General features: G+C 66.5%; 25 protein-coding genes, 1 tRNA gene and 1 pseudogene. 14 read left to right on the forward strand and 13 right to left on the reverse strand.

Annotated features, from left to right (window positions below; genetic code table 11):
- Positions 1 to 61: 61 nt before the first annotated feature.
- Together trpS and R5H32_RS08915 are read left to right on the forward strand one after the other, a co-directional pair.
- Positions 62 to 1,099, forward strand: coding sequence for a tryptophan--tRNA ligase (gene trpS, locus R5H32_RS08910; protein ID WP_318338337.1), 1,038 nt, complete (start codon positions 62 to 64; stop codon positions 1,097 to 1,099).
- Positions 1,100 to 1,355: 256 nt separating this feature from the next.
- On the forward strand, positions 1,356 to 1,841 hold the full coding sequence (locus R5H32_RS08915) for a VOC family protein (RefSeq protein WP_318338338.1): 486 nt from the start codon (positions 1,356 to 1,358) through the stop codon (positions 1,839 to 1,841).
- 490 nt (positions 1,842 to 2,331) lie between these two features.
- Here the strand turns inward: R5H32_RS08915 and R5H32_RS08920 are convergent, their stop codons facing one another.
- Positions 2,332 to 6,420 carry a calcium-binding protein gene (locus R5H32_RS08920; RefSeq protein WP_318338339.1) on the reverse strand — a complete coding sequence of 1,363 codons (4,089 nt, stop codon included), beginning with the start codon at positions 6,418 to 6,420 and terminating at the stop codon, positions 2,332 to 2,334.
- Between the two features lie 242 nt (positions 6,421 to 6,662).
- On the opposite strand from R5H32_RS08920, the gene R5H32_RS08925 reads away from it, so the two are divergent.
- From R5H32_RS08925 to R5H32_RS08935, 3 genes are all read left to right on the forward strand, one after another.
- The gene (locus R5H32_RS08925; RefSeq protein WP_318338340.1) at positions 6,663 to 7,118 is read left to right on the forward strand and encodes a universal stress protein; all 456 of its coding nucleotides are present in this window, start codon (positions 6,663 to 6,665) and stop codon (positions 7,116 to 7,118) included.
- Between the two features lie 321 nt (positions 7,119 to 7,439).
- Entirely contained in the window at positions 7,440 to 8,474 is a 1,035-nt protein-coding gene (locus R5H32_RS08930) for a DUF1214 domain-containing protein (RefSeq protein WP_318338341.1), read from the forward strand.
- A gap of 17 nt (positions 8,475 to 8,491) precedes the next feature.
- On the forward strand, positions 8,492 to 9,487 hold the full coding sequence (locus R5H32_RS08935) for a DUF1214 domain-containing protein (RefSeq protein ID WP_318338342.1): 996 nt from the start codon (positions 8,492 to 8,494) through the stop codon (positions 9,485 to 9,487).
- 57 nt (positions 9,488 to 9,544) lie between these two features.
- Here R5H32_RS08935 and R5H32_RS08940 read toward each other — a convergent pair whose 3' ends face one another.
- Together R5H32_RS08940 and R5H32_RS08945 are read right to left on the reverse strand one after the other, a co-directional pair.
- Positions 9,545 to 10,003, reverse strand: a complete 459-nt coding sequence (locus R5H32_RS08940; protein ID WP_318338343.1) for a methylated-DNA--[protein]-cysteine S-methyltransferase — start codon at positions 10,001 to 10,003, stop codon at positions 9,545 to 9,547.
- A complete protein-coding gene (locus R5H32_RS08945; protein WP_318338344.1) occupies positions 10,000 to 10,881 on the reverse strand; it encodes a LysR family transcriptional regulator in 882 nt (293 codons plus the stop codon). Before R5H32_RS08945 ends, R5H32_RS08940 begins: the two co-directional genes overlap by 4 nt.
- 92 nt (positions 10,882 to 10,973) lie before the next feature.
- Here R5H32_RS08945 and R5H32_RS08950 point away from each other — a divergent pair, with 92 nt between their 5' ends.
- On the forward strand, positions 10,974 to 11,180 hold the full coding sequence (locus tag R5H32_RS08950; protein WP_318338345.1) for a hypothetical protein: 207 nt from the start codon (positions 10,974 to 10,976) through the stop codon (positions 11,178 to 11,180).
- Between the two features lie 33 nt (positions 11,181 to 11,213).
- On the opposite strand, the gene R5H32_RS08955 is transcribed toward R5H32_RS08950, so the two are convergent.
- Complete coding sequence (locus R5H32_RS08955) at positions 11,214 to 11,807, reverse strand: NAD(P)H-dependent oxidoreductase (RefSeq protein ID WP_318338346.1); 594 nt, start codon at positions 11,805 to 11,807, stop codon at positions 11,214 to 11,216.
- A gap of 98 nt (positions 11,808 to 11,905) precedes the next feature.
- Here R5H32_RS08955 and R5H32_RS08960 point away from each other — a divergent pair, with 98 nt between their 5' ends.
- Positions 11,906 to 12,493, forward strand: coding sequence for a helix-turn-helix domain-containing protein (locus R5H32_RS08960; protein ID WP_318338347.1), 588 nt, complete (start codon positions 11,906 to 11,908; stop codon positions 12,491 to 12,493).
- Positions 12,494 to 12,556: 63 nt separating this feature from the next.
- Here R5H32_RS08960 and ileS read toward each other — a convergent pair whose 3' ends face one another.
- Entirely contained in the window at positions 12,557 to 15,526 is a 2,970-nt protein-coding gene (gene ileS / locus R5H32_RS08965) for an isoleucine--tRNA ligase (protein ID WP_318338348.1), read from the reverse strand.
- A 173-nt stretch (positions 15,527 to 15,699) separates the two neighbouring features.
- Here ileS and R5H32_RS08970 point away from each other — a divergent pair, with 173 nt between their 5' ends.
- Both R5H32_RS08970 and R5H32_RS08975 read left to right on the forward strand, forming a co-directional pair.
- Complete coding sequence (locus R5H32_RS08970) at positions 15,700 to 16,338, forward strand: MSMEG_1061 family FMN-dependent PPOX-type flavoprotein (RefSeq protein ID WP_318338349.1); 639 nt, start codon at positions 15,700 to 15,702, stop codon at positions 16,336 to 16,338.
- Positions 16,339 to 16,404: 66 nt separating this feature from the next.
- Positions 16,405 to 16,812: pseudogene (locus tag R5H32_RS08975) on the forward strand (group III truncated hemoglobin).
- A gap of 6 nt (positions 16,813 to 16,818) precedes the next feature.
- Here R5H32_RS08975 and R5H32_RS08980 read toward each other — a convergent pair.
- On the reverse strand, positions 16,819 to 17,007 hold the full coding sequence (locus R5H32_RS08980) for a hypothetical protein (protein ID WP_318338350.1): 189 nt from the start codon (positions 17,005 to 17,007) through the stop codon (positions 16,819 to 16,821).
- A gap of 63 nt (positions 17,008 to 17,070) precedes the next feature.
- On the opposite strand from R5H32_RS08980, the gene R5H32_RS08985 reads away from it, so the two are divergent.
- On the forward strand, positions 17,071 to 17,622 hold the full coding sequence (locus tag R5H32_RS08985; RefSeq protein ID WP_318338351.1) for a hypothetical protein: 552 nt from the start codon (positions 17,071 to 17,073) through the stop codon (positions 17,620 to 17,622).
- On the opposite strand, the gene R5H32_RS08990 is transcribed toward R5H32_RS08985, so the two are convergent.
- Positions 17,619 to 17,861 (reverse strand): hypothetical protein, encoded by a 243-nt coding sequence (locus R5H32_RS08990; RefSeq protein ID WP_318338352.1) that lies wholly within the window; start codon positions 17,859 to 17,861, stop codon positions 17,619 to 17,621. The two genes, R5H32_RS08985 and R5H32_RS08990, sit on opposite strands and share 4 nt — an antisense overlap.
- Before the next feature lie 159 nt (positions 17,862 to 18,020).
- Here R5H32_RS08990 and R5H32_RS08995 point away from each other — a divergent pair, with 159 nt between their 5' ends.
- A complete protein-coding gene (locus R5H32_RS08995; RefSeq protein ID WP_318338353.1) occupies positions 18,021 to 18,485 on the forward strand; it encodes a hypothetical protein in 465 nt (154 codons plus the stop codon).
- A gap of 15 nt (positions 18,486 to 18,500) precedes the next feature.
- Here the strand turns inward: R5H32_RS08995 and R5H32_RS09000 are convergent, their stop codons facing one another.
- The 6 genes from R5H32_RS09000 to R5H32_RS09025 all read right to left on the reverse strand — a co-directional run bounded on the left by R5H32_RS09000 (position 18,501) and on the right by R5H32_RS09025 (position 23,032).
- Positions 18,501 to 19,280, reverse strand: a complete 780-nt coding sequence (locus R5H32_RS09000) for a succinate dehydrogenase iron-sulfur subunit (RefSeq protein WP_318338354.1) — start codon at positions 19,278 to 19,280, stop codon at positions 18,501 to 18,503.
- Between the two features lie 101 nt (positions 19,281 to 19,381).
- On the reverse strand, positions 19,382 to 19,906 hold the full coding sequence (locus R5H32_RS09005; protein WP_318338355.1) for a hypothetical protein: 525 nt from the start codon (positions 19,904 to 19,906) through the stop codon (positions 19,382 to 19,384).
- Positions 19,906 to 21,708 carry a succinate dehydrogenase flavoprotein subunit gene (sdhA, locus tag R5H32_RS09010; RefSeq protein WP_318338356.1) on the reverse strand — a complete coding sequence of 601 codons (1,803 nt, stop codon included), beginning with the start codon at positions 21,706 to 21,708 and terminating at the stop codon, positions 19,906 to 19,908. Before sdhA ends, R5H32_RS09005 begins: the two co-directional genes overlap by 1 nt.
- A 12-nt stretch (positions 21,709 to 21,720) precedes the next feature.
- Positions 21,721 to 22,092 (reverse strand): succinate dehydrogenase, hydrophobic membrane anchor protein, encoded by a 372-nt coding sequence (locus tag R5H32_RS09015; RefSeq protein ID WP_318338357.1) that lies wholly within the window; start codon positions 22,090 to 22,092, stop codon positions 21,721 to 21,723.
- A gap of 12 nt (positions 22,093 to 22,104) precedes the next feature.
- A complete protein-coding gene (gene sdhC / locus R5H32_RS09020) occupies positions 22,105 to 22,488 on the reverse strand; it encodes a succinate dehydrogenase, cytochrome b556 subunit (protein ID WP_318338358.1) in 384 nt (127 codons plus the stop codon).
- Positions 22,489 to 22,958: 470 nt separating this feature from the next.
- Positions 22,959 to 23,032 (reverse strand) — tRNA-Cys (locus R5H32_RS09025).
- A gap of 152 nt (positions 23,033 to 23,184) precedes the next feature.
- On the opposite strand from R5H32_RS09025, the gene R5H32_RS09030 reads away from it, so the two are divergent.
- The 3 genes from R5H32_RS09030 to R5H32_RS09040 all read left to right on the forward strand — a co-directional run bounded on the left by R5H32_RS09030 (position 23,185) and on the right by R5H32_RS09040 (position 26,310).
- Entirely contained in the window at positions 23,185 to 23,838 is a 654-nt protein-coding gene (locus R5H32_RS09030) for a protein-L-isoaspartate O-methyltransferase (RefSeq protein WP_318338359.1), read from the forward strand.
- Positions 23,839 to 23,928: 90 nt separating this feature from the next.
- Entirely contained in the window at positions 23,929 to 25,266 is a 1,338-nt protein-coding gene (locus R5H32_RS09035) for a TolC family outer membrane protein (RefSeq protein WP_318338360.1), read from the forward strand.
- A gap of 69 nt (positions 25,267 to 25,335) precedes the next feature.
- A complete protein-coding gene (locus R5H32_RS09040) occupies positions 25,336 to 26,310 on the forward strand; it encodes a hypothetical protein (RefSeq protein WP_318338361.1) in 975 nt (324 codons plus the stop codon).
- Position 26,311 lies beyond the last annotated feature (1 nt).

A 26,311-nucleotide genomic window follows, 5' to 3' on the forward strand; every position in this document is an offset into this window, starting at 1 on the left:
GCTCTGCCCCTGCGATACGCGAGCGGGGCGAAAATTTCCAGACGAACCTATGGGGACAGTCATGACCGACGCGGCGAAGTCCAAATTCACCCCGCGTGTATTCTCCGGCATCCAGCCGACGAACCACCTGCAGCTGGGGAACTACCTCGGTGCGGTGAAGCGCTTCGTGGAGATGCAGAACAGCGGCATCGAGACGATCTACTGCATCGTCGACCTGCACGCGATCACGGTCTGGCAGGACCCCGCCGACCTGCAGAACGCCACGCGCGAGCTTGCCGCCAGCTACATCGCCTCGGGGCTCGATCCGAAGCGGTCGATCCTTTTCAACCAGAGCCAGGTGCCGGGCCATGCCGAGCTTGGCTGGATCTTCAACTGCGTCGCCCGCATGGGCTGGATGAACCGCATGACGCAGTGGAAGGACAAGGCCGGCAAGGACGCCGAGAAAGCCTCGCTCGGGCTTTTCGCCTATCCCTCGCTGATGGCCGCCGACATCCTTCTCTACCACGCGACCCATGTGCCCGTGGGCGAGGACCAGAAGCAGCATGTCGAACTGACCCGCGACATCGCGATCAAGTTCAACCACGACTTCAAGGTGGGCTTCTTCCCCGTCACCCAGCCGGTGATTGAGGGCGCCGCCACGCGGGTCATGTCGCTGCGCGACGGCTCCAAGAAGATGTCGAAATCCGATCCCTCGGATGCGAGCCGGATCAACCTCACCGACGATGCCGACACGGTCGCCCAGAAGTTCCGCAAGGCGCGGACCGATTCCGAGCCCCTGCCCGAGACGCTCGAGGGGCTGAAGGACCGGCCCGAGGCGCGCAACCTCGTCAACATCTACGCGGCCCTTGCCGAGATGACGCCCGAGGCGGTGATCGGCGAATATGCCGGCCAGGGTTTCGGCACGTTCAAGCCGGCGCTCGCCGATCTCGCCGTCTCGAAGCTCTCGCCCATCGCGGACGAGATGAAGCGGCTGATGGCGGACCCGGCCGAGATCGACCGCATCCTCGGCGACGGCGCCGAGCGCGCCAATGCCATCGCCGAGCCGATCCTTGCGAAGACCTACGACATCGTCGGCCTGATCCGCTCGCGCAGGACCTGACGGCGGACCGTCACGCACACGTTTCATTTCGCGGGCAGGATGACGTTGTCTGGTACAGATGCTCTCCCCGGTCGCGGCCTCCCCGGCGCCCCCGGATGACACCGGACAGCACCGCGGGGCCTTCCCCCGGCCCTCCGCGGACCCCCGGCTTGCCGGGGGTTTTGCTTTTTTTTGCACAATATCCCTGCGAAATCGCAAGTTCTGTGCGTTCACTTGTCAGGTTAGACTGGTTCCGCAACGAAAGGGGATGATCGCAATGAGCTACACAGCACCGCCGGAAACCCGCATTGGACATGTCCACCTGAAGGTCGCCGATCTCGACCGCGCCATTGCCTTCTACTCCGGCTTGCTCGGTTTTTCCGTGACCCAGAAATACGGAACCGGCGCAGCCTTCCTGTCGGCTGGCGGCTACCACCACCACATCGGCCTCAACACCTGGGAAAGCAAGGGCGGCAGGCCGCCCGCGCCCGGCCATACCGGGCTATACCACACCGCGTTTCTCTATCCGTCGCGGGCCGCGCTCGCGGCGGTTCTGAAGCGCCTAGTCGAGGTGGACTATCCGCTCGACGGGGCATCCGACCACGGTGTCAGCGAGGCGCTCTATCTCTCGGACCCGGATGGCAACGGCGTCGAGCTCTACCGCGACCGGCCGGAAGCCGAGTGGCCGCGCGACTCCGCGGGCGCCCTGGCGATGGTGACACTCCCGCTCGACCTGCGCGCGCTATTGGCCGAAGCGGGTTGAGCCTAGGCCTGCGCACCGAAGAGGGACCGCTGCCGCGCCCGCTGTCCGGAACCTTATCCTGTGCGAGTTCCATGTTTGCTACTCACCGGTGATGGATCTCACGCCGAGAACCTGTGCCCTTTCTGAATTTCTCCGGCCGGCGTTGGGACATTGGTAACCAAACGGGCGTATCTCCCGTCTGAGGATGCGATCATGCTTAATGTTCAATGGTGGGCCCCGCCATGCTGTCTCCGAGCTTCTCGACGGCTACGATCCGGCCGGACCGGCCGAACGCCGCAATGGCTCATGCTGCCGTCGCGCCCTCTGCGCATCTCGGGCGTCCACGCGGAGGTGCTTCGGCACAATCGCGGCTCTCTCGGACGGCCGCGCTCTGATGCCCGGCACTGCGGGCAAATCACAGCCCGGAAACAGCGTCCCGCCGCTCGATGCGGTCACGATCCTGCACCCCATGCGATGCGGCACCGCATCCTCTGCTCGCCCCGAGGTGGGTTCAGCCGATCATGATGTAGCCGAGCAGGTCCTGCGGATCCATGACGCCGTGGATCAGCAACAACTCGCCGCCGTCGAACTGGAACTGAGCCCCTTGCGGGGTGACGCTGGCATGCGCGGCGATCAACTCGGCGTCGGTCATCACCGAGATGCCCGACAGCCCGGCGCCAAACCGAAGACTGTCGAGGCCGAGTTGGAAGTCCATCACCTGATCCGAGCCGCCATCCGCAAAGACGAAAACATCGGCTCCAAGGCCACCGACCAGCGTGTCGTTGCCCACGCCGCCGTCCAGCACGTCATTGCCCACCCCGCCGTTAAGAATGTCGTTACCCGCCCCGCCGAATAGAATGTCGTCGCCTGGGCGGCCCAGGATCACGTCGTCGCCCCAAGCACCGAAGATCTTGTTGGCGCCGCTGTCACCGCGCAGGACGTCATTGCCGGACGAACCTTCGAGATCCTCGATCCCGTCGAACGTGTCGCCCGCCGCGATCCCGGTATTGCCGCCGGGCGACATCAGGTCGACCGTCAGGCCCGCCGGCGAGTCGGCGTAATTGGCGCGGTCGGTCCCGAGTCCACCGACAAGGCGGTCCCTTCCCCAGCCGCCCAACAGAACATCATTGCCCACCCCGCCGTCCAGCACGTCATTGCCCATCCCGCCGCAGAGAATGTCGTCGCCCGGGCGGCCCAGGATCACGTCGTCGCCCCCCTCACCGAAGATCTTGTTGGCGCCGCTGTCACCGCGCAGGACGTCATTGCCGGGCGAGCCTTCGAGATCCTCGATCCCGTCGAACGTATCGCCCGCCGCGATTCCGGTATTGCCGCCGGGCGACATCAGGTCGACCGTGAGGCCCGTCGGCGAGTCACCGTAGCTCGCGCGGTCGATCCCGAGCCCGCCGACAAGACGGTCCCCCCCCCTGCCGCCCAACAGCACATCGTTGCCTACTCCGCCGAGGAGAATGTCGTCGCCGTCGCGGCCCAGGATCACGTCGTCGCCCCAAGCACCGAATATCTTGTTGGCGCCGCTGTCACCGCGCAGGATGTCATTGCCGGACGAACCTTCGAGATCCTCGACCCCGTCGAACGTGTCGCCCGCCGCGACCCCGGTATTGCCGCCGGGCGACATCAGGTCGACCGTCAGGCCCGTCGGCGAGTCGGCGTAACTGGCGCGGTCGGTCCCGAGCCCGCCGACAAGACGGTCTCCCCCCCAGCCGCCGACCAGAGTGTCGTTGCCCACCCCGCCGTCCAGCACATCATTGCCCATCCCGCCGAGGAGAATGTCGTCGCCCGGGCGGCCCAGGATCACGTCGTCGCCCCAAGCACCGAAGATCTTGTTGGCGCCGCTGTCACCGCGCAGGACGTCATTGCCGGGCGAACCTTCGAGATCCTCGATCCCGTCGAACGTATCGCCCGCCGCGATCCCTGTATTGCCGCCGGGCGACATCAGGTCGACCGTGAGGCCCGTCGGCGAGTCGCCGTAGCTCGCGCGGTCGATCCCGAGCCCGCCGACAAGACGGTCTGCCCCCCAGCCGCCGACCAGAGTGTCGTTGCCCACCCCGCCGTCCAGCACGTCATTGCCCATCCCGCCGAGGAGAATGTCGTCGCCCGGGCGGCCTAGGATCACGTCGTCGCCCATCGCGCCGAAGATCCTGTTGGCACCGCTGTCGCCGCGCAGGACGTCATTGCCGGACGAACCTTCGAGATCCTCGATCCCGTCGAACGTGTCGCCCGCCGCGATCCCGGTATTGCCGGCGGGCGACATCAGGTCGACCGTCAGCCCCGTGGCCGAGTCGCTGTAGCTCGCGCGGTCGACCCCGAGCCCGCCGACAAGACGGTCTCCTCCCCAGCCGCCCAACAGCACATCGTTGCCGTCCCCGCCGTCCAGCACGTCATCGCCGCCACGGCCGTTCAACTCGTCGTCGCCGCTGCCGCCGAAGACCTCGTTCGCGCCTTCGTCGCCCCACAGCCAATCGGCGAAGCGCGATCCGACCACCGCCTCGATCTCGGAGTAGCGGTCTCCGGCGGCAATCATCGTGTTGCGGCTTGGATCGGCAAGGTCGACGACAAGGCCGGTTGAAGCATCCGAGTAGTCGGCGACGTCGAATCCGCTCCCGCCGACCAGCGTATCGGCACCCTCTCCGCCCTGAAGCGTATCGTTGCCGTTGCCGCCCTCAAGCCGGTCGTTCCCCGATCTGCCCCGGATGCCATCCGCACCGTCCCGCCCGTAGATCCTGTTATCCCCGTCATCGCCGCGCAGATCGTCGTCATAGGACGACCCGATGAGCCCTTCGATGCCAAGATAGACATCCCCCGCCGCATCACCCGAATTCATGTCCGGTGAGATGAGATCGGCGCGGATCGCAGCACCGGCCTTCGCGTAGTCCGCGTAATCGAAACCGAAACCGCCATCCAGCGTGTCGCGCCCCGGTCCGCCGGTCAGCGTGTCGTTCCCGGCGCCGCCCCGGATCAAGTCGTTGCCCGACTGGCCATCGAGCCGATCGTCGAAAACCGTCCCGATCAGCCTGTCGTCACCGGGCGTTCCGGCCTCGACCCGCCCTGCGACGATCTGCTGAAGCGGCGATCGGGACAGGTTGATCGTGTTTGCATTGGTGAACTGCGAGGCGGTCAGCGGCGAATAGGACGATGAAATGACCTCCACCTCCTCGTCGCCAAAGGTGATCGTCGCGCCGATCGCGGTGCTCGTGATCTTCAATGCCGCGACGGAGTAGAGAAGCGCGAAATCCGAGAGGTCGAGCCTGTCGCAGTTGATGTCGAAATCCGTAATCCGGTCACGCGCGCCGTCGGTCATAAGGACGAAAAGATCGCGTCCGTCACCGCCACTGAGCGTATCGCTCCCCGCACCGTCGACGAGGATGTCGTCGCCGCCGCCGCCCAGGAGCAGGTCGTTGCCCCTGCCGCCGAGAATCACGTCGTCGGCCGCACCGCCGGTCAGTACGTCATCCGCCTCGCCGCCAATCAGGTTCAGCCCCGGCGTGCCAAGATCGAGCCGGAACTGGCTGATCCCGTTCTCGTCCCCAGACGTTGTGAAGATCTGGATCTCGCCGCCCACGGCAATCGCCTCGATCGCCTCGACCGCCGATAGCGCCGTAAACTTCGTATCGGAGATGCTCGTGAGCAGGATCAACCGACCATCGGGTAGCAACTGGAATACCGAGATGCCGTCATCAGCCCCCCCGGCGACCACATAGGTCCGGCCCGAGACGGTGACGGTGTCGAGCGCCGACAACGACTGAAACCGGGTCGACAGCGTGTCGGTGACGTGATCCGTCGGCATCAGCCGGTCGGCCTCCACCCGCAGAACCGAAATCGAAGAGCTGCCCATGCCGGCGACGACGAGGTACTGGACCGACCCGAACGAGACCGCCTGCAGCGCACTCGGCGCGTCGATGCCAAGCCCGTCGCGCGCGCCGATCGATGCATGGAACTGCAGCGATCCGTCACCGGCGATCCGGAAGCTCGTCACGCCGTCTTCGCGGCCCGACGCCACGAACAGCCAGCGTTCACCGCCCACCCTCGCGGTCACCATCGCGGTAACGTCCGCCGCGAGGCTTTGCGCGCTGTCGGCGAAGCCCGCCGACGGAGTCAGCGCGCCCGACCCGTCCGGCAGCGACCAGGCCCTGATCTGGTCCGACCCTTGGGTGACGCCGTAGATCCAGCTCGTCGTCCCGATCTGTATTGTCGCCAGATCCGAAAGCGCGCCATCGCTATCACCACCACCCGAAAAGCCCCTGATCGAGCCGAACGCGCCGTCGCCACCGAGAATTCGTCCGTCGAGCGTCGCCCCGAACCGGGCCGAGGCCAGCAGCACCGTCTGGCTTCCGGTCTGCAGGACGTCGAGCCGCGTCAGGCCGGTGACGTCCGAACCCGCCGGGTAGGGAACCCAGCCGAATGAGGTGGCCGCCGCACCAGGCGCCAGCTGGTAGGAGGATATCCCCAGCCCGGGCTGCGCCCCGGCATAGAGGTATGTGCCCGACGCCGTCGTCAGCGTCGCAAAGCCCGTCACGCGAGCACCGAAGGACAACGTGCCGTCAAGCAACGTCGTCACATGCTGGAGGCCAACCACGTTTGCCACCCGATTTTTCTTCACCCGCCCCTAGTGAAGCCCGGCCGGCTTTAGAAACCCTTAAGGCGTCACCGCTCGGCGGACCGGCAAGTGCGCAAAATGCCGACAATCGAAGCGGTTCGCGCGTGTCGATCGGGCGGGACATTTCCACACAAGGCGGCCGTGCCGGCGAAAGCCAGCGCGGTCGCGCAAGGTCCGTTGCCAATCGCGGCCGCAGCCGCCATGATCGCCGCGCCACACAGGGGGATATGATGCGCAAGTTCCTGGTCGTTCTCGACGACAGCCGCGAGTGCCTGAACGCGATGCGGTTCGCCGCGCTGCGCGCCGCGCATACCGGCGCCGGCGTCACGATCCTCGCCGTGATCCCGCCGGAGGAGTTCCAGCACTGGATCGGTGTCGCCGACATCATGCGCGCCGAGGCACGCGAGCGGATCGAGGCGCATTACGAGGTCTTTGCCAAATGGATGCGCGACCGCCAGGGAATCGAGCCCGAACTCGTCATCCGTGAGGGGGAGCCAATGAACGAGATCTTCGCCCAGATCACGGAAGACCCCGAGATCGGCGTTCTCGTCCTTGGCGCAGGCACCGACAAGGGCGGCCCCGGACCGCTCGTGACGCAGATGTCGAAGAACTCCGGCAGCCTGCCGATCCCGATCACGATCGTGCCGGGCGAGATGTCGAAAGAGCGGCTTGAAGCCATCACCTGAGCCGGTGACGCAGGCGCGGCCTCTGTCAGCACAGGTTCGCCGCACGCCAAACACTCGACGAGCGTAATGTGGAGGACCACGGGCCAAGCAACGGCCCGTGCCTTTGCACCGTCCTCGCGCAAATGCTGGCGGCGCTGTTCGCACGGACCGCAGCGCATGGCATAACCGATTGCAGTTGGCGCGTTTTCCGCGTCCGGTGCCTTGATCCGCGTCAAGTTCCCGTCACCGGGGCGATGCTACAAAAAACCAAGTGTTTGTAGCCCTTGCCCTGCGACAATTCTTGGAGGGATCGCAATGAAAAACCTGGTCTTGCCCTTGGCCATGGCTCTTGCATCCAGCGCCGCTCTGATCGCGTCGCCAATCGGCGCGCAAATTCCGGACAACACGCTGAACGCCCTCGTTGAAGCCCGTGAAATTCCCGTCACCATCGACAATTTCATCCGCGCGGCCACGGATCTTGAGCTCGGGAAGTACGAGGCCCTTGCGGGCGGGGTGAACCGGTTCTTCCATTTCCGCGCGCCGACGCCAGTCGAGAGCCAGCCGACGATCCGGATGAACCGCGATACGCTCTACAGCACCGCGGTCATCGACATCAGCGAAGGCGCCACGCTGACACTGCCCGACGTGGGCGACCGCTACATGACGGCAATGGTGGTCAACCAGGACCACTACATCGACGAGGTTTTCTTCGGAGGCGGCAGCTACACGCTCGACATGGAAACGTTCGGCACGCCCTATGTCATCGTCTTCATGCGCGTGCTCGTGGACGCGGCCGATCCGGAGGATGTCGCCGCCGTGAACGCGATCCAGGACCAGATGACGGTCGAGGCAGGTTCGGCGAAGACCTTCATCGTCCCGGATTACAACGAGGAGGATTTCGAGGGCCTCGTCGGGGCGATCCTCGGCCTTGGCCCCTTTGTACCGGACAGCAGCGGCATGTTCGGCGCGCGGGGCGAGGTCGGCCCGGTGCGCCACTTCATCGGCACGGCCGGCGGCTGGGGCGGCCTGCCCGAGTCCGAGGCGTTCTACGTCAACGTGGATCCGGGACTGCCGGTCGGGGACTACCGGATCGACGTGCCCGCCGACGTGCCGGTGGGCGCGTTCTGGTCCATCAGCCTCTACAACCGCGCCGGCTTCTTCGAGAAGAACGACCTCGGCGCGTACAATATCAACTCGGTGACCGGGGCCCGCAACGAAGACGGCTCGATGACGGTGCACCTCGGCGGATGCGACGATGGCCGGGTGAACTGCCTGCCGGTCATGGACGGCTGGAATTACACCGTGCGCCTCTACCGGCCCGGCCCCGAGATCCTCGATGGGAGCTGGTCCTTCCCCGCAGCGCTGCCCCTGAATTGACAGAAAAGGATGCCAGGATGAAACTTTTGCTGACAATCGCATTGCTCGCGCCGATCGCCGCTTCGGCCCAGGAGGTCAATGTCGAAACCTTCGTGCGGGCCGAGACGGATCACATGATCCGCCTGAACATGGAAAGCCAGGGGCTTGAGGTGGGCAAGATCGCCCATCTGCGCGAACCGACGACGGTCGCGAACCAGACGGTGATCCGCAGCAACCAGGATACGCTCTATTCCTCCGTCGTGCTCGACCTGTCGGAACCCGTCACCTTCACGATGCCGGAAATCGGCGGGCGCTACATGTCGATGCATGTGATCAATCAGGATCACTACATGTTCGTCGAGACCCGGCCGGGCACCTACGACCTGACGGAGGAAACGGTCGGATCGCGGTTCGCCATCGTGCTCATCCGCACCTTCGTCGACGTCAACGATCCCGACGACGTCGCCAAGGCCCATGCGGCGCAGGACGCGATCGAGATCGCCGGCGGCGGGGCCGGACCGTTCGAGGCGCCGGACTGGAATCTCGACAAGCTCGCCGTGATCCGCAAGGCGCTCAACGATGTCGCAGCGCTCGGCTTCGATTCCACCTATGCCTTCGGCTCCGTGGGGGAGACGCGGCCCGTGGACCATCTCGTCGGAGCTGCCGCTGGCTGGGGCGGCCTGCCGGTCACAGCCGCCTATTACCTGATCGACAGCGTCAAGGCGAACGACGGCGCGACCCCGCATGCGGTCACCGTCAAGGACGTGCCCGTGGATGCCTTCTGGTCGATCACGGTTTACAATTCCGACGGCTATCTGGCGGCCAACGACCTTGGCAGCAACAGCTACAACAACGTCACGTCGGCAGCTAACGAGGACGGCAGCTACACGCTCCATTTCGGCGGCTGCGAGGATGGCCGCACCAACTGCATCCCGATCACGCCAGACTGGAGCTACGCGATCCGCATGTACCAGCCGCGGCCCGAACTTCTGGACGGTAGCTGGACCTTCCCCGCGATCGAGCCCGCGAGCTGACCGGCCGCGCGGGCGAGCGAACCGCGGTCAGGCCGACAGACACTTGATGGCGCCGCCTCAGATCAGGAGCGAGGCGGCGCCCTCGTGTTTCAGGAGCGCGACCTTGGTCTCCACCCCGCCGGGCGCGGAGAAACCGCCAAGGCCGGCTGCGCCGAGCACCCGGTGGCACGGCACGATCACCGGCACCGGATTGGCGCCGCAAGCCTGTCCCACCGCCTGCGCCGGCACGCCGAGGTCGCGCGCTAGATCGCCGTAGGTGCGGGTCTCGCCGAAGGGGATCGCGCACATCGCCTGCTGGACACGCCCGGTCAGGCCCGTCGCGAAGGCGATGGGAAGGTCGAACGCGCGGCGGTTGCCGGCGAAATACTCGGCGAGCTGGCGGCAGGCCTCATCAAGCAGGCCGGAGGCTTCGTGCGCAACCGCCTCCGCGCTCCATTCGAGCCGGATGAGGACGCCGTCCGCCTCGGTCAGGACCAGCCGGCCGAGCGGGCTTTCCCAGGCCGCCTTGCGGATCATTCCTCGACCTCCGTGAACGCGCCGGGCCGGAAGGCGGCGCGGATCGCCTCGGCCAGCGCATCGACCGCCGGAGAGGCGCCGCGCGAGGAGCGATGCAGCAGGACGGAGGAGGAATCCACCGCCGGGAACCCCTCCTCCAACGTCAGTTCGCGGCAACCGTCCGGGATCGTGCTGCGCGACAGTGCGACGACGGCAAGGCCGGACCGCACGGCCGCGAAGAACCCGCCCACCGTGTCGCATTCGAACGCCACCCGGTATGGAATGCCATGCCGGTCGAGCGAGGCGATCATGTTGGTCTGGCACCAGTCGGAGTCGAAATAGACCGCGATCGGCAGCGGGGTCTGGAGGTGCTGGGCGTGGCGGTCCGACGTTACCCAGACCGTCGGCTCGACGCAGAGGATCTCGCCCTTCGTGCCGGCGGGCTTCCACTCGAACACCACGGCGAGGTCGAGCTCGCCCGCTGCCATCGCCTTGAGCTGCGGCACCGAATAGTCGAGCCGCACGGTGACCTCGACCGCCGGATAGCGCCGCGAGAAGGCCGACAGGATGCCGGGCAGCACGGTTTCGCTGTAGTCCTGCGGGATGCCGATCCGCACCGGCCCGTCGAGCGGGCGCGAGCGCAGCGCGGTGGCCGCCTCCTCGATCAGCCCGGTAACGCGGCGGGCATAGGGCAGAAGCTGCGCGCCCCGCGCGGTCAGCGCCATGCCGCGCGGCAGCCGGTCAAAAAGCTGTTGGCCAAGGTTCTCCTCCAGCCGCGCGATCTGCATCGACACGGCCGATTGCGTGCGGCCGAGCCGTTCGGCCGCGGCGGTCACGCTGCCGGCCTCGGCGATTGCGAGGAAGCTGCGCAGGAGATCGCTGTCTGGTGGATGAGCCATGGTATCAGCCTGTCTGATTCCTTTTATAAAATCTATTGGTTTGTCTGATGCCTTTGGGGGCTGACACTGGGACCTGACAGAAGGAGCCCGCCATGCTGAACCGGACTGCCCGATCCCGCCTTTTCGCCGTCCCGCCGACCGGGCCGATCGGCCGGGTCCTCGCCGAATGGCGCGACCGCCGCGCCGCCCGTGCGCGCATCCTCGCGCTCCTGAGGCGGGGCAACGATCACCTGATCGACGACATCGGCATGACCCGGGACGGCCTCCGCGCCCGGTTCGGCTGTCGGGACGCTGTCTGACCGAAACCTTCGCGGCGCCAGAGGGTCAAGGCGTCAGCACGCCCGCGCGCCCAGGCCTTCCACCGTCCGCGCCCAGCGGTCCACGAGTCCGTCACCGGGATTGCTCGCGCCGGAAAACCAGGTGAAACGAGCCGGGCGAATGCCGACGAAACCGAGCACCTGGCCGCGAAGCTGATGTATCAGCGCGTTGCGATACATCAGCCGCTGGAACCAGCCCGGCGTGTCCGACGTCACGATGACGCGCGCGCTGCGCCCGGTCAGCAGCGGCGAGGGCATGCCGAGCCGGGTCGTGACGCGGGTGTCGAAGGTGGTCCCCGGCAGGAAGCTGCGGTCGATCAACCCCTTGAGCTTGGCCGGCAGGCCGCCCCACCACATCGGCATTGCCAGCACGAAGTGGTTGGACCACGACAGATCCCGCATCACGGTTTCCAGCACCGGTTCCAGCGGCTTCGTGTCCGTGTAGCTGGCCTGACCGAAGTCGGCATCGAACTCGAGGTCGCCCAGATGCGCGACCCGCACCTCGTGGCCAGCGGCCCGGGCCGCGCGGGCATAGGTCTCGGCGAAGCTGCGCGACAGCGACGCCGACCCGGGATGACCGTTGAGAATGAAGATGCGTTTCGCAGGCATGATTCCCTCCTTAAATTGACCGCGGTCACCATTATTGAAAAATTGACCGCGGTCAATAATAAATTTGACCGCGGTCAAAACATGCGCTAGAAGGCGGCATGGCCCGAGCTGTCCAGAAGCGAACCCTAGAGACCCGCGCGCGGCTGATCGCGGCGGCGCAAGAGGTTATTGCCGAGGCGGGGTACGAAGCGATGCGGGTCGAGGAGGTGGTGCTGCGCGCCGGCGTCGCCAAAGGCACGTTCTTCGCCCATTTCCGCGACAAGGAGGCTTTGCTCGAACTCCTGATCGGCGCCCGGATCGACTCCGAGCTCGACCGGATCGAGGCGCTGCCCGCGCCCGCCGACGTGCCCGCGATCATCGGGGCGCTGATGCCGCTGGTCGCGGTGATGATTACCGAACGCTATGTCTTCGACCTGATCCTGCGCCATTCAGGCGCGGCGGGGAAGGCAGAGATCGGCCCGATCGCGCAGACCTTCGCCCGCACCGATCAGGTGCTGGGCATGTGGCTGGCGCTCGGCCCCTTCCGCAAGGATGTCACGCCCGCGCTGCTCTCATCGGGCGTGCAAGCCTTCCTGATTCACGTGATCGCGCTGCATTTCTGCGCCCTGCACCAGAAGCAGACATTGCAGGAGATGCTGGCGGACCTGCTGCAAGCCTGGCTCCTGCCCGGCGGGACCGGGGCATAACGGAAAGCGGGCGCGACAATCGCGCCCGCTCGCCCTTGTGTTACCTTCGGATCTCGATCCGCCTCAGCCCAAGACGTCGTCGCAACGCGCGCAGGTGCCTTCGTGACCGTGGCTGCCGACATCGGCAAGGATCTTCCAGCACCGCTGGCACTTCTCGCCCTCGGCCGCCTCGAAGACGACGCCGACACCCGGCACTTCGGGCAGGCGGAACGCCTCCTGCGGCGCCGGATCGGCGGTGAGGCTCATGCCCGAGGTTATACAGATGTCGGCGAAGGGCACCGATTGCAGCGCCTTCAGCACCTCGGCATCCTCGACATGGACGACCGGCGCGGCCTCCAGCGAGGCGCCGATGACCTTGGCGGTGCGCTGCACCTCCAGCGCCGCCGTCACCACCCGGCGGACCCGGCGGATCTTCTCCCATTTCTGCGCGAGCGGTTCGTCGAGCCAGTCGGCCGGTGTCTCGGGCATGTCGACGAGGTGGACCGACGAATCCTCGCCGGGGAAGCGCGAGAGCCAGACATCCTCCATCGTGAAGACCAGGATCGGCGCGAGCCAGGTCGCGAGCCGGTGGAACAGGAGGTCAAGCACGGTGCGCGTCGCGCGTCGGGTCAGGCTGCCCTCGCCGTCGCAATAGAGCACGTCCTTGCGGATGTCGAAATAGACCGCCGAGAGGTCGACCGTGCAGAAGGTGAAGAGGGTCTGGAACACGCCCTGGAAGTCGTATTTCGCATAGCCCTTGCAGACGGTGTGATCGAGTTCGGCCAGCCGGTGCAGCACCCAGCGTTCAAGCTCCGGCATCTCGGCGGGATCGACGCGCTCGGCCTCGGAGAAGCCGGCGAGGTTGCCAAGGAGGAAGCGCATGGTGTTGCGCAGCCGCCGGTAGCTGTCGGCGGTGCCCTTCAGGATCTCCTTACCGATGCGGAGGTCCACCGTGTAGTCGGACTGCGCCACCCAGAGCCTGAGGATATCGGCGCCGTATTCGTCGATGACCTCCTGCGGCGCCACGGTGTTGCCGAGCGACTTCGACATCTTCATGCCCTTCTCGTCGAGCGTGAAGCCGTGGGTCAGGACGCCGTGATAGGGCGCGCGGCCCTTGGTGCCGCAGGCCTGCAGCATCGAGGAATGGAACCAGCCGCGGTGCTGGTCGGTGCCCTCGAGATAGAGGTCGGCGATGCCGTCCTTCGTCCCGTCGGGCCGGTCGCGCAGCACGAAGGCATGGGTGGAGCCGCTGTCGAACCAGACGTCGAGCACGTCGAAGACCTGCTCATAGGCCGCCGCATCGTGGTCGTTGCCGAGCACCTGCTCCTTGAAGCCCTCACGGTACCAGACATCGGCGCCCTCGGCCTCGAAGGCCGCGACGATGCGGGCGTTGACCGCCGGATCGCGCAGGAGGAAGTCCGGATCGGTCGGCATCGCGCCCTTCCTGACGAAGCAGGTCAGCGGTACCCCCCAGGCGCGCTGGCGCGACAGCACCCAGTCGGGCCGCGCCTCGATCATCGAATGGAGCCGGTTGCGGCCCGTCTTCGGGGTCCAGGTGACCAGCTCGTCGATGGATTTGAGTGCACGCGCGCGGATCGTGTCGCCGTACTCGCGCATGCCGTCGTCGAGCTTCGCGTCGATGGCGACGAACCATTGCGGCGTGTTGCGGTATATGAGCGGCGCCTTCGAGCGCCAGCTGTGCGGATAGGAATGCTTGACCTTGCCCTTGGCGAAGAGCTTGCCCGCCCAAGCAAGCTGCTTGATCACCGAGACGTTGGCCGGCCCTTCCTTGCCCTCGGCCGTGATGATCGCCTCGCCGCCGAAGAGCGGCAGATCGGCGCGGTAGGAGCCGTCCTCCATGACGTTGTAGGTCATCTTGAGGCCGTACTTCAGCCCGAGCTGGTAGTCGTCGTCGCCGTGGCTCGGCGCGGTGTGGACGAAGCCGGTGCCGGCATCGTCGGTGACGTGATCGCCGGGCAGCATCGGGACGTCGTAATCCCATTCGCCACTGGCTCCTTCGACGCCGTGCAGCGGATGGGCGAGCGTCAGCGCGCCAAGCTCCTCGGCGCTCACGTCGCGGAGCTTTTTGGATTCCTCGACCCGCGCGGCGGTGAAGACCGAAGCGGCAAGGTTATCCGCGAGGATGATCGTTTCGCCGGGTTTGGCCGAGGCGTTCTCGCCGACCGCGACAACCTCGTAGAGCCCGTAGGCGATCTCGGGGTTGAAGGCGACGGCGCGGTTCTGCGGGATCGTCCACGGGGTCGTGGTCCAGATCACGACGGTTGCGGCTTTGAGTTGATCGATTTTCGTAAAGGCTCCCGCGGGACCACGCAGATCAGCGCCATCACCTGCCACACCAGTCGAACGCACATCCGTCACAACGAACCGCACCCAGATCGTGTGGCTCGTATGGTCGTGGTACTCGACCTCGGCCTCGGCAAGCGCGGTCTTCTCGACCGGCGACCACATCACGGGTTTCGAGCCCTGATAGAGCGAGCCGTTCATCAGGAACTTCAGGAACTCCTCGGCGATCACCGCCTCGGCGTGGTAGTCCATCGTGAGGTAAGGATCGGCCCAGTTGCCGGTCACGCCGAGCCGCTTGAACTCCTCGCGCTGGACGTCGATCCAGCCTTCCGCGAACTTGCGGCATTCCTGGCGAAAGGCCACGACATCGACGTCGTCCTTGTTCAGCCCCTTCTTGCGGTACTGCTCCTCGATCTTCCATTCGATCGGCAGGCCGTGGCAGTCCCATCCCGGCACATAGCGCGCGTCCTTGCCCATCATCTGCTGGGAGCGCACCACCATGTCCTTCAGGACCTTGTTCAGCGCATGGCCGATATGGAGATGGCCGTTGGCATAGGGCGGGCCGTCATGCAGCGTGAAGGGCACGCGGCCCTTCTTCTCGCGCAGCCGGTCGTAGACGCCGATCCGCTCCCAGCGGGCGAGCCAGTCCGGCTCGCGCTGCGGCAAGCCGGCGCGCATCGGGAAATCGGTCTCGGGCAGGAAGACGGTGCTGCGGTAATCGGGGTGCATATCGGTCTTATCGGCGCACATCGGGGTGTCCTCTGGTCGGTCTGTCGCGGTCTATGGGGCGGTGCGAAGTCTCGGACACCTTTGCCCGGCGGCTCTTGCTCAGAGCGCCGGGCTCGTAATTCGTTTGCCGTGCTGCAGACACATCATGGCCCGTGCTATAATTCCCATGCGCTCCGAGGTAAAGGAGGTGTCGCATGGCCCCTTACGAGCCAACCGACGTCGTGGTGAGCCTGGACGAGATCCGATCCGTTATCCCCGACAAATTCGCCTCGCAGACCGGCAAGATCATCGACCACATCGACCGGTTCGTGCGGGTCTGGATCGAGCGATCGCCCTTCGTCACGATCGGGACCCACGACCGGGAGGGGCACGTCGATGTCGCCCCGAAGGGCGATCCGGCCGGCTTCGTCAAGGTGGTGGACGACTGGACGCTGGCGATCCCCGACCGGCCAGGCAACCACCGTTTCGACACCTTCGCCAACATCCTCGAGACCGGGCGCATCGGGCTGATGTTCATGGTGCCGAACCGCAACGAGGTGGTGCGCGTCAACGGCTCCGCCCGCGTCGTCCGCGATCTGGCACTGCGCGAGACGATGGCGATCAACGGCCGGGTGCCGGAATTCGCGATCCTCGTGCGGGTGGAGGAGGCCTTCTACCATTGCGGCAAGTCGGTGATCCGCTCGCGTCTCTGGCAGCCGGATCAGGCGGCGCCGACCGACGGGCTGCCGACTTATGCGCAGGCGCTCATCGAACATGCGAAGCTCGAACGGACGCTCGAAGACGTGGAGCAGTCAATGAAGGACAATGAGGAGAAGCGGCTCTACGACGAGTGACGGCGGCAAAGCGGCGCATTGCGGGGAGCGTCGGAAGCGGGCAGGGTCGCGCCGAAAGGAGCCGCCATGCCCGCCATTCCCCCGCGCTTTGCCGTGACGCCCGAGGAGATCGACCGCGTCGTCGTCGCCTTCTACGCCAGCGTCCGGGAGCATCCCGGCCTCGGCCCGGTCTTCGCCGCGCATGTCAAGGATTGGCCCGCGCACGAGGCGAAGATCGCCGCCTTCTGGCGCAACGCGATCCTCCACGAGCGCGGCTACGACGGCAACCCGATGGCGGTCCACTAGGATTCCGGCAACGTCCGGCCCGGCATGTTCGACCCCTGGCTCGGCCTCTTCGACTCCGTGCTCCGGCACGAACTCGCGCCCGAGACCGCCGCGCAATGGTCCGCCCTCGCCCACCGCATCGGACGCGGGCTCCGCTACGGGCTGGTGGAGGCCGCAACCCTGCCCGGCGGCATCCCGAAACTGGTCTGATCGCGCTCAGTCACCGCGCAGGCAATGCCGCGGCGCGCCGGTCGCGACCGCGCCGCAGGCGGCGCAGCGGTAGCGGTCCGCGCCGAGCGTGCGGTCGAGCCGCCAGCGGCAGGCACGGGTCAGCGTCTTGCCCCGGCGCGCAAGCCAGAGATAGGTGAAAACGCTAAGGAGCAGGATCAGAAGCAGGATCGGCATGCCCCGCCCTAGCACGCGCCGCTACAAGTTGTAATATCCGCCGGTCACATGGCGGAGAAAACGATGCCGAAGCCGCCCGCGCCGGTCGCCACGATCGATGTCCGCATCGCGCGCATCGAGTCGCTGTTCGAGTCGCTCGACCCCTCGCCGTTCCATGACCGCGACCTCGATCCCAAGGCGCTCGACTACATCGTCGGCTGGGCGCGCGAGTATCCGTCAGACGCCGGGTTCCGGTTGCGCCTGCACCTGCCGGAAGGTGAAGCGGCCCGCGCCCGCGGCAGCGATGTCGCCACGGCGATCCGCGCCAACTTCACCTACTGGGCCGAGTCCGAGGCGCGCGACCGCCGCGAGCAGTTCCGCCTCGGTCGCCGCTACCTCGCGATCGGCCTGACGGTGCTCGCGATCTGCCTGCTGATCCGCGAGTCGCTTCCTGCTCTGATCGGCCAGAGCCCGCTCAGCCAGTTTCTCGGCGAGGGGCTGGCGATCCTCGGCTGGGTGTCGAACTGGAGGCCGCTCGAGACCTTCCTCTACGACTGGTGGCCGATCCACCGGCGGCTCACGCTCTACCGGCGCCTCGCACAGGCCGAGATCGAGATCGCGGCCGAGCCCGACTAGCGGCCGTTCCGGTTGCGCCGCGCCTTGCGGAAGGCGCGGACATCGAGCCAGACGACGCCGATCCCGAGCGGGATCATCCAGAAACCGAGAACCGGCAGGAAGCCGAGAAAGCCGCCCCCGATCAGGATCAGCCCTAGCGCGGTCCGCAGCCCCGGCGGCACGCGGCGGTTGACGCGGACGAGGAACCGCCGGCTGCGTTTCGCCAGCGCCTTGAACTTCGCTCGGTCGATGAGGGGCATGGGCGCGGGCTCTGGCGGCTGACGGGGCGAAACGACGCCTGTCGTATAGACCGGGAATGACTCCGCGTTAAGGGGCGCCGGCCCGTGCTGGCACATTGACGCCTGACGTGGTTCCGCTCACACTTCCGTTGACGGCACTCTCCGCCGAAGGAGGCCTCCATGCGCCAGCAAGCCGGCCTGAGACTCCTAGCCGCCGCGCTCTGCGCCGCGATGGTCACCACCGCCGCGACAGCCCAGGATCTGCCCGGTTGGGGCGACGTCCGGGGCTTCCTGACCCAGACCCTCGCGCCTGGACAGGAGATCGCATCCTTTGCCTGGGTCCCCGACAATCCCGACCCGGCGCTGGCGCGCGAGGCGATCGGCGTCATCTATCCGGAGATCGCCGGATCGGCGGGCAATGTCGACATCAGGGTGGCGCACTTCACGCGCGTCGAGGCGGGCTTCACCATGAACCGCGCGGTCAGCAACGTCTTCGGTTTCGAACCGCGGAATGCGCGGTTCCTGCCGGACCGGATCGAGGTCACGACGACCGTCCTCGGCCCCAATGACCCGCGCTGCTGCCCTTCGGTGGCGCGAGTCTGGACGATCTCGCGCACCGACTGGAGCGCCCGGCCGCTGAACTAGGCCGGGCGGCCCCGCTCAGACCACGCGTTCGACCATCAGGCGCTTGATCTCGGCGATGGCCTTGGCGGGGTTCAGTCCCTTCGGGCAGGTCTTGGCGCAGTTCATGATCGTGTGACAGCGGTAGAGCTTGAAGGGATCCTCGAGCTGGTCGAGCCGCTCGCCGGTGGCCTCGTCGCGGCTGTCGATGATCCAGCGGTAGGCGTGGAGAAGTGCCGCCGGGCCGAGATAACGGTCGCCGTTCCACCAGTAGCTCGGGCAGGAGGTCGAGCAGGAGGCGCACATCACGCATTCATAGAGCCCGTCGAGCTTCTTGCGGTCCTCGATCGACTGGCGCCATTCCTTCGCCGGGCGGTTGGTCTTGGTCTCGAGCCAGGGCATGATCGAGGCGTGCTGGGCGTAGAAATGCGTGAGGTCCGGGATCAGGTCCTTGACCACCGGCATGTGCGGCAGCGGGTAGATCTTCACGTCGCCCTTCACCTCGTCGAGCCCGTAGATGCAGGCGAGCGTGTTGATCCCGTCGATGTTCATCGCGCAGGAGCCGCAGATGCCTTCCCGGCAGGAGCGGCGGAAGGTCAGCGTCGGGTCGATCTCGTTCTTGATCTTGATCAGCGCGTCGAGAACCATCGGCCCGCACTTGTCCATGTCGAGGAAATAGGTGTCAACGCGCGGGTTCTCGCCGGTATCGGGATCCCAGCGGTAGATCTGGAACATGCGGACAGTGGTTGCACCGGCGGGCTTCGGCCAGGTCTTGCCGGTGCGGATCTTCGAGTTCTTGGGAAGCGTGAACTGGACCATGGGTTATCCCCTTTGCTCGCGGGTCTGGACGCGTGTCATTCCGAAGCATCGGCCGGGTTGAAGGACGAGTACGGCACGGGTGGCGGAAGGTCGGATCTGCATCAGTCGGTCCTTAACGAAGCGCCGATCGTGGAGCCGTCCTTGAGGAAAAGGAGCGCGCGCTGCTGCTGGGCGAGCGTCAGCGAGTTCCACCGTTCGGCATCGCCGGGAAGAAGCGGATATTCGACCGGCAGCGGCAGCTTGCCCCTGGCGGGCTTCGGCGCCGCGGCGCGCGGCGGCACAACATCGGCGGCATAGGTGACGGTACCGGTGCCACCCTCGAGATACGAGCCGCGATAGCCTGCGCCGCCGGTCATCGCAGCCGCGCCGCGCTGCTGCGGCGTATAGGCCAGAGCGGTCGGGGACGCGCCCGGCGCCGTGGCGGCGGGCGGCGTGCCGTAGGTATAGGTCCGCACCGTCATTCCGCCGCCGCTCGGCACGGCACTGTATTCGCGGATCGGGGTCGAGGCCGAAACCGCCGGCACGCCGGCGGTCGCCGAGGCCGTCGGCGCCTGCGTGGACTGGCAGGCGGCGAGCGCCCCCAAAGCCCCGACAGCGAGGCCGGCGATGGGTCCGCGCCGCCGCATCAGTAGACCCTCGCCTTCGGCGCGATCTTCTTGAGGTCGATCCCGCCCTCCTTTTCCGTCGTCAGCGGGTCAAGATGGACAGGCCGGGTCGAGAGCGTGACCTTGGCGCCGTCGACATGGGCCAGCGAATGCACCCGCCAGTTCGCGTCGTCGCGCTTGGGGTAATCCTCGTGGGCATGCGCGCCGCGACTTTCCTTGCGCGCCTCGGCGGCGACGATGGTCGCGAGCGCGTTCGGCATCAGGTTTGCCAGTTCCAGCGTCTCCATCAGGTCGGAGTTCCAGACCAGCGAGCGGTCGGTGACGGCAAGGTCGTCCATCTTGGCGGCGACCTTCTGCATCTTTTCGACGCCCTCGGCGAGCGTCTTGTCGGTACGAAAGACCGCGGCATCGGCCTGCATGGTCTTCTGCATCTCAAGGCGCAACTCGGCCGTCGGCACGGCGCCCTTGGCGTTGCGGAAGCCGTCGAAGCGCGAAAGCGCCTTGTCGACCTCGGCCCGGTCGACGGGCTGGTTGCGCTCTTTCGGGTCCACCACCTCGCCTGCGCGGATCGCAGCGGCGCGGCCGAAGACCACGAGGTCGATGAGCGAGTTCGACCCGAGCCGGTTGGCGCCGTGGACGCTTGCGCAGCCGGCCTCGCCCACCGCCATCAGGCCCGGGAAGACCGCGTCGGGGCTGTCCTTCGTGGGGTTCAGCACCTCGCCCCAGTAGTTCGTCGGGATGCCGCCCATGTTGTAATGCACCGTCGGCAGGACCGGGATCGGCTCCTTGGTCACATCGACGCCGGCGAAGATCTTCGCCGATTCCGAGATGCCGGGCAGACGCTCGTGCAAGGTCTCGGGCGGCAGGTGGTTGAGGTGGAGGTGGATGTGATCGCCCTCCGCACCGACACCCCTGCCCTCGCGGATCTCGATCGTCATGCAGCGCGAGACGACGTCGCGGCTCGCGAGGTCCTTGTAGGTCGGCGCGTAGCGCTCCATGAACCGCTCGCCCTCGGAGTTGGTGAGGTACCCGCCCTCGCCGCGCGCGCCTTCGGTGATGAGGCAACCCGAACCGTAGATGCCGGTCGGGTGGAACTGCACGAATTCCATGTCCTGAAGCGGCAGACCCGCCCGCGCCACCATGCCGCCGCCGTCGCCGGTGCAGGTATGGGCCGAGGTCGCGGAGAAATAGGCGCGGCCGTAGCCGCCTGTCGCGAGCACAACCATCTTCGCGTTGAAGACATGGATCGTGCCGTCATCGAGCTTCCACGCGACGATGCCGGTGCAGCGGCCATCGGTGACGATCAGATCGAGCGCGAAATACTCGATGAAGAACTCGGCGTTGTTCTTGAGGCTCTGACCATAGAGCGTGTGAAGGATCGCGTGGCCGGTGCGGTCGGCGGCCGCACAGGTGCGCTGCACCGGAGGCCCCTCGCCGAACTCGGTCGTGTGGCCGCCGAAGGGGCGCTGGTAGATCTTGCCCTCCTCGGTGCGGCTGAACGGCACGCCGTAATGCTCAAGCTCGTAGACCGCCTTCGGCGCCTCGCGGGCGAGGTATTCCATCGCATCGGTATCGCCGAGCCAGTCCGACCCCTTCACGGTGTCGTACATGTGCCACTGCCAGCTGTCCGGCCCCATGTTGCCCAGGCTGGCGGCGATGCCGCCCTGCGCCGCGACCGTGTGCGAGCGGGTCGGGAAGACCTTGGTCACGCAGGCCGTGCGCAGCCCCTGCTCGGCCATGCCGAGAGTCGCCCGGAGCCCCGCGCCGCCGGCGCCGACCACGACCACGTCGTATTCGTGAACTTCGTACGGATAAGCAGTCATCTTGTCAGTCCCTCAGAGCGCGAGCCGGATCAGCGCGTAAAGCCCGGTGGCCATCAGGCCGTAGGAGAAGCAGGTCACCGCGATGATCGAGAGCTTGCGGACGATCCCGTGGGTATAGTCCTCGATCGCGATCTGGGCGCCGTTCTTGAAGTGGTAAAGGCCGATCAGGATCGTCAGCCCCGCGACGAGCGCCGGGAAGGGCCGGCTGTAATAGGCGACCACTTCCTCGTAGGGCGCGCCGAGGATGCCGCCGAATGTGAAGATGAAGAGCGGGATCAGGATCGCCAGCCCGACGGCCGAGACCATCATGTGCCAGTGATGCAGCGTGCCGGACTTGGCCGAGCCGAGGCCCTCTGCGCGCTTGCGGTCGGTGAGGTAACGCATGGTCCAGCCCCCTCAGAGAATGATGACGGTTAGAAGGGTCAGCACGACCGATCCGATGATGCAGCCCCAGCCGAGCTTCTCGGCGGTAGGAATGTCGAGGCCGCGGCCGCTGTCGTAGTAGAGATGCCGGAGCCCGGCGAGGAAGTGGTACCAGATCGCCCAGATCGAGCCGAGGAAGACCAGCTTGCCAAGCCACGACCGCAACACCGCGTCGGCCACGGCGAAATAGCTCTCGCTCGTCGCCGCCGCCAGGAGCCACCAGACGATCAGGAGCGCCGCCACAACCAGCGCATTGCCGCTGATCCGGGTCAGGATCGAGGTGAGCATCGGCACCTGCCAGCGATAGATCTGCAGATGCGGCGACAGCGGACGGTTGCCCCGGTTGACGTCGGCCATGGTCGGTCCCTCTCTTGTCTCAGCCTCGCGGCAGCGCAGAAACGCCGGCGGGCATCGAGTACTTCATGACCGCAAAACCAGCCCGTGTCACGTCGCTATTGGCGCAAAAACGACGAATCCCCACGCGTTAGCGATAAAGATCGGAATTGTGATCACATAAAAAAACCTTGTGATCACCAATCAGACGCCCCACGCCACGAAGGTAAGGCATCGGGTTCGCCGACAGGCGAAATGCAGAAAGCCGCGGAACCACTGACTGTTCTCCGAAGTCATCTGACGCCGTGCGACCTTTGCGCCCGAAGCCGCCGACACGGTTCTCCGCAGGCTCGACGCGCCATGATATTGCTGAACATCCAATGGACGCTTGCCTGCAAACCGCTCCCGGTCGTCGAAACCCGGTGCCGCGGCCAAGGAGGAGATACGAACGCCCCGGCCGCGCGGGGCAGGCAAGGTCTACAGGAATAAGGGAATGGAGGCGGGTACCGGAATCGAACCGGTCTTCACGGATTTGCAATCCGCTGCGTAACCTCTCCGCCAACCCGCCGGAGGTGGGAGCGGGATATACCAAGCCCTATCGCCGTGCAAGCCGATAGCGCGCCGGAAGTTGTCACCTTGGGACATCCTGCCCCGTTGCCCCTCCTTTTTTTCTGTGGCAAGAGGTTGGGCAACCTGAAGCCAGATCCACGAGTTCAGTCGATGACCGATTTCGCCGCCCTTCGCACGATGATGGTCGATACCCAGGTCCGTCCCAACGACGTAACGAAATTCCCGATCATCGAAGCGATGCTCTCGGTCCCGCGTGAAGCGTTCGTGCCGGGCTCACGACGCGAGGCTGCCTATGTCGGCGGCAATCTCGATATCGGCGCCGGCCGCGAGATGCTCGAGGCGCGGACGCTCGCCAAGATGCTGGACGCGCTCGACATCCAGCCAACGGACCTTGTGCTCGATATCGGCTGCGGGCTCGGCTATGCGACGGCGGTGATCGCGCGGATGGCCGAGGCGGTCGTCGGTGTCGAACAGGATCCCGAGCTTGCCGCCCAGGCCCAGTCCCGGCTTTCGGCCGAAGGCGCCGACAATGCCGCGGTGATCGAGGGCCCGCTTGCCGGTGGCGCGGCCAAGCACGGGCCCTATGACGCGATCGTCGTCGAAGGCGCGGCCGAGACCGTGCCCGCCGCGATTCTCGCCCAGCTCAAGGAAGGCGGGCGCATCGCCTGCCTGTTCATGGAGGGGCCGCTTGGACTGTGCAGGATCGGCCACAAGGCCGACGGCCAGGTGACCTGGCGGCTGGCTTTCAATGCCTCGGCGTCGGTGCTGCCGGGATTCGATCAAAAGCGGGCCTTCACACTATAGTCCGGCTCCGCAAGTTTGCGGGCAGCCAGCTGCGACGGGAGAGAAAACCGAATGAGACCTTCGACGAAATTCCTCCCTTCGAGGCGCGTGATGACCGCCGGACTTACGGCCCTCTCGTTGGTCGCCGCGGCCCCCGCCTGGGCTGAGACGCTCGCGGACGCGCTGATCGCGGCCTACAGGAACTCCAATATCATCGAGCAGAACCGCGCCGTTCTGCGCGCCGCCGACGAGGACGTGGCCACCGCCGTCTCGACGCTGCGGCCGGTTGCCGCCTGGGCGCTGGACGTGGGATATACCAACGATGTGCTGAACGAAGGACTGGCATCTTTCCTGGGCTTGAACGCGCAGTGGACGCTGTTCGATTTCGGCCGCAACCGGACCGGGATCGACATCGCCAAGGAAACCGTGCTGGCCACCCGCCAGTCTCTGATCGGCGCTGAGCAGGACGTGCTGCTCGAGGCTGTCCGCGCCTATTTCGTCGTCCGCGGTCAGGTCGAGAACGTGGCGATCAACGAGAACTCCGTCCGTGTTCTGACCGAGACCCTGCGCGCCGCCCAGGACCAGTTCGACGTCGGCGAGGTCACGCGGACCGACGTCGCCCAGGCCGAGGCGCGGCTCGCCGCCGCGCGGGCCGGGCTGGCCGCCGCCGAGCGCGAGCTCGCCGTGGCGCGCGAGGACTACCGGGCCGCAACCGGCCAGTATCCCGGCTCCCTCGCAGCGGCGCCGCGCGGCCCCGCCTTGCCGCGCACCCTCGACGACGCCCGCGTGATCGCGCAGCGCACCCATCCGTCCATTCGCCAGGCCCAGTTCCAGGCGCGCGCGGCAGATTTGCAGGTGACACTCGCGGCGGCGGAGCGGATGCCGACGATCGTCGGCAGGGCCTCGATCGGCATCGACGAAGACGGCGACGACGCGTCGGGCGTCGGGGTCGAGCTGAACCAGACGTTCTATGCGGGCGGCCGGCTGTCGTCCCTTCACCGCAAGGCGATCGCGCAGCGCGACGCCGCGCGTTCGGTGCTGCTGCAGTCGAGTGTGATCGTGGTTCGCGAGCTCGGCACCGCATGGGCCGAAATCGAAGTCGCCAATGCACAGATTTCCGCCGCCGATCTCGAGATCGAGGCCGCCACGATCGCCTATGAGGGTGTGCGCGAGGAGGCCAAGCTTGGCGCGCGCACAACGCTCGACGTGCTCGATGCCGAACAGGAGCTTCTGGATGCGCGCGGCAACCGGATCTCTGCCGAGGCACGGTACCAGATAGCGATTTATGCACTTCTGTCGTCTATGGGATTGCTGACGGCCGAGCAGCTGGGTCTCGGTGTGCCGATCTATGATCCGGAAGGCTATTACAATGCAGTCAAGTCCGCGCCGCTGACCTCCGTGCAGGGCGAGAGCCTTGACCGGGTCATGAAGGCGATCGGCAGGAACTGAGCGTCGGCTCCGGTTGTAGGCCCGGCCGTGGCGCTCTACAATGAGAGTTCGAACGGTTGAGGTGTTCCCATGTCCGATCTGCAGACGAATCCGGAAATTGAGGACGTACTTTCCTCGATTCGTCGTCTTGTGTCAGAGGGTGGGCGCCATGGTTCCGCTCCCGCGCCGGCGCCCGCGCAGGACGAACCGGACAGCAAGCTGGTCCTGACCGACGCGCTTAGGGTTGCCGGTAACGAACCTGAGTCGCTGCCTGACGAAGGGAAAGCTGCCGATACCGCGGCGGATACGGACGCCGGCCCGGTGTCGCAGGCGGCGGTCGATGACCCGCAGTCCGACACGGGGCGGCAGTCTCTGGAAGCGACGATAGCCGAACTCGAGGTAGCGGTCGCGAGAATCGGCGACGACTTTGAGCCGGACGGCGGCGAGGTCGCAATGCCTGACGAGGCCCGCGACCGGGATGAGACGATCGAGGACGGCTCGGGGGCGGACGAGGCCGACGAGCCAGCGGCAACCGTCGGCGAAGCCGAACAAGTCACCACGGAAGCAAGCGATGACGCCGGCGCGGATGCGCCCGAAGAAGAGAGCGTCCGCCGCTCCGACGCGTCGGTGGATCGCTACGATGATGAACCCTGGGCGGTCCGGACCGGCGACGCGGACACCCTGCCCGATGCTCCGGCCTCAGGACCCGAGTCGCCCGACCGCGATGATGCGACCGAAGCCAGGGATCTCGACGACGAGGCCGATGTGACAACAGGCACCGGAGCGACGCGGCGGCTCCATCTTGGCGCGGCCGACGCGGTCTCGGGTTTCGAACCGGCGGAGCCCCGCTCCGGCGATGAACCTGCGGCAAGCCCCGAGCCGGAAAGCGCCTACCGGTCGGACGAGGACCAGGAGGACGCCGAGATCGAAGCCCTGCGCGCGCTTGTCTCCGAACTGATCCGGCAGGAACTGCAGGGAGCTCTCGGCGAACGCGTGACCCGCAACATGCGCATGCTGATCCGGCGCGAGATTCAGCGGGCGCTTGACTGCCGCGAGACCGACTGAA

Source organism: Defluviimonas sp. D31, assembly GCF_033436765.1.
Lineage (GTDB): Bacteria > Pseudomonadota > Alphaproteobacteria > Rhodobacterales > Rhodobacteraceae > Albidovulum.

What these genes read in the sequence shown, in the direction of transcription:
- trpS (WP_318338337.1), top strand. Translation starts at nt 62, where the DNA reads ATGACCGACGCGGCGAAGTCCAAATTCACCCCGCGTGTATTCTCCGGC.
- R5H32_RS08915 (WP_318338338.1), top strand. Translation starts at nt 1,356, where the DNA reads ATGAGCTACACAGCACCGCCGGAAACCCGCATTGGACATGTCCACCTG.
- R5H32_RS08925 (WP_318338340.1), top strand. Translation starts at nt 6,663, where the DNA reads ATGCGCAAGTTCCTGGTCGTTCTCGACGACAGCCGCGAGTGCCTGAAC.
- R5H32_RS08930 (WP_318338341.1), top strand. Translation starts at nt 7,440, where the DNA reads ATGGCTCTTGCATCCAGCGCCGCTCTGATCGCGTCGCCAATCGGCGCG.
- R5H32_RS08935 (WP_318338342.1), top strand. Translation starts at nt 8,492, where the DNA reads ATGAAACTTTTGCTGACAATCGCATTGCTCGCGCCGATCGCCGCTTCG.
- R5H32_RS08940 (WP_318338343.1), bottom strand. Translation starts at nt 10,003, where the DNA reads ATGATCCGCAAGGCGGCCTGGGAAAGCCCGCTCGGCCGGCTGGTCCTG.
- R5H32_RS08945 (WP_318338344.1), bottom strand. Translation starts at nt 10,881, where the DNA reads ATGGCTCATCCACCAGACAGCGATCTCCTGCGCAGCTTCCTCGCAATC.
- R5H32_RS08950 (WP_318338345.1), top strand. Translation starts at nt 10,974, where the DNA reads ATGCTGAACCGGACTGCCCGATCCCGCCTTTTCGCCGTCCCGCCGACC.
- R5H32_RS08955 (WP_318338346.1), bottom strand. Translation starts at nt 11,807, where the DNA reads ATGCCTGCGAAACGCATCTTCATTCTCAACGGTCATCCCGGGTCGGCG.
- R5H32_RS08960 (WP_318338347.1), top strand. Translation starts at nt 11,906, where the DNA reads ATGGCCCGAGCTGTCCAGAAGCGAACCCTAGAGACCCGCGCGCGGCTG.
- ileS (WP_318338348.1), bottom strand. Translation starts at nt 15,526, where the DNA reads ATGTGCGCCGATAAGACCGATATGCACCCCGATTACCGCAGCACCGTC.
- R5H32_RS08970 (WP_318338349.1), top strand. Translation starts at nt 15,700, where the DNA reads ATGGCCCCTTACGAGCCAACCGACGTCGTGGTGAGCCTGGACGAGATC.
- R5H32_RS08980 (WP_318338350.1), bottom strand. Translation starts at nt 17,007, where the DNA reads ATGCCGATCCTGCTTCTGATCCTGCTCCTTAGCGTTTTCACCTATCTC.
- R5H32_RS08985 (WP_318338351.1), top strand. Translation starts at nt 17,071, where the DNA reads ATGCCGAAGCCGCCCGCGCCGGTCGCCACGATCGATGTCCGCATCGCG.
- R5H32_RS08990 (WP_318338352.1), bottom strand. Translation starts at nt 17,861, where the DNA reads ATGCCCCTCATCGACCGAGCGAAGTTCAAGGCGCTGGCGAAACGCAGC.
- R5H32_RS08995 (WP_318338353.1), top strand. Translation starts at nt 18,021, where the DNA reads ATGCGCCAGCAAGCCGGCCTGAGACTCCTAGCCGCCGCGCTCTGCGCC.
- R5H32_RS09000 (WP_318338354.1), bottom strand. Translation starts at nt 19,280, where the DNA reads ATGGTCCAGTTCACGCTTCCCAAGAACTCGAAGATCCGCACCGGCAAG.
- R5H32_RS09005 (WP_318338355.1), bottom strand. Translation starts at nt 19,906, where the DNA reads ATGCGGCGGCGCGGACCCATCGCCGGCCTCGCTGTCGGGGCTTTGGGG.
- sdhA (WP_318338356.1), bottom strand. Translation starts at nt 21,708, where the DNA reads ATGACTGCTTATCCGTACGAAGTTCACGAATACGACGTGGTCGTGGTC.
- R5H32_RS09015 (WP_318338357.1), bottom strand. Translation starts at nt 22,092, where the DNA reads ATGCGTTACCTCACCGACCGCAAGCGCGCAGAGGGCCTCGGCTCGGCC.
- sdhC (WP_318338358.1), bottom strand. Translation starts at nt 22,488, where the DNA reads ATGGCCGACGTCAACCGGGGCAACCGTCCGCTGTCGCCGCATCTGCAG.
- R5H32_RS09030 (WP_318338359.1), top strand. Translation starts at nt 23,185, where the DNA reads ATGACCGATTTCGCCGCCCTTCGCACGATGATGGTCGATACCCAGGTC.
- R5H32_RS09035 (WP_318338360.1), top strand. Translation starts at nt 23,929, where the DNA reads ATGACCGCCGGACTTACGGCCCTCTCGTTGGTCGCCGCGGCCCCCGCC.
- R5H32_RS09040 (WP_318338361.1), top strand. Translation starts at nt 25,336, where the DNA reads ATGTCCGATCTGCAGACGAATCCGGAAATTGAGGACGTACTTTCCTCG.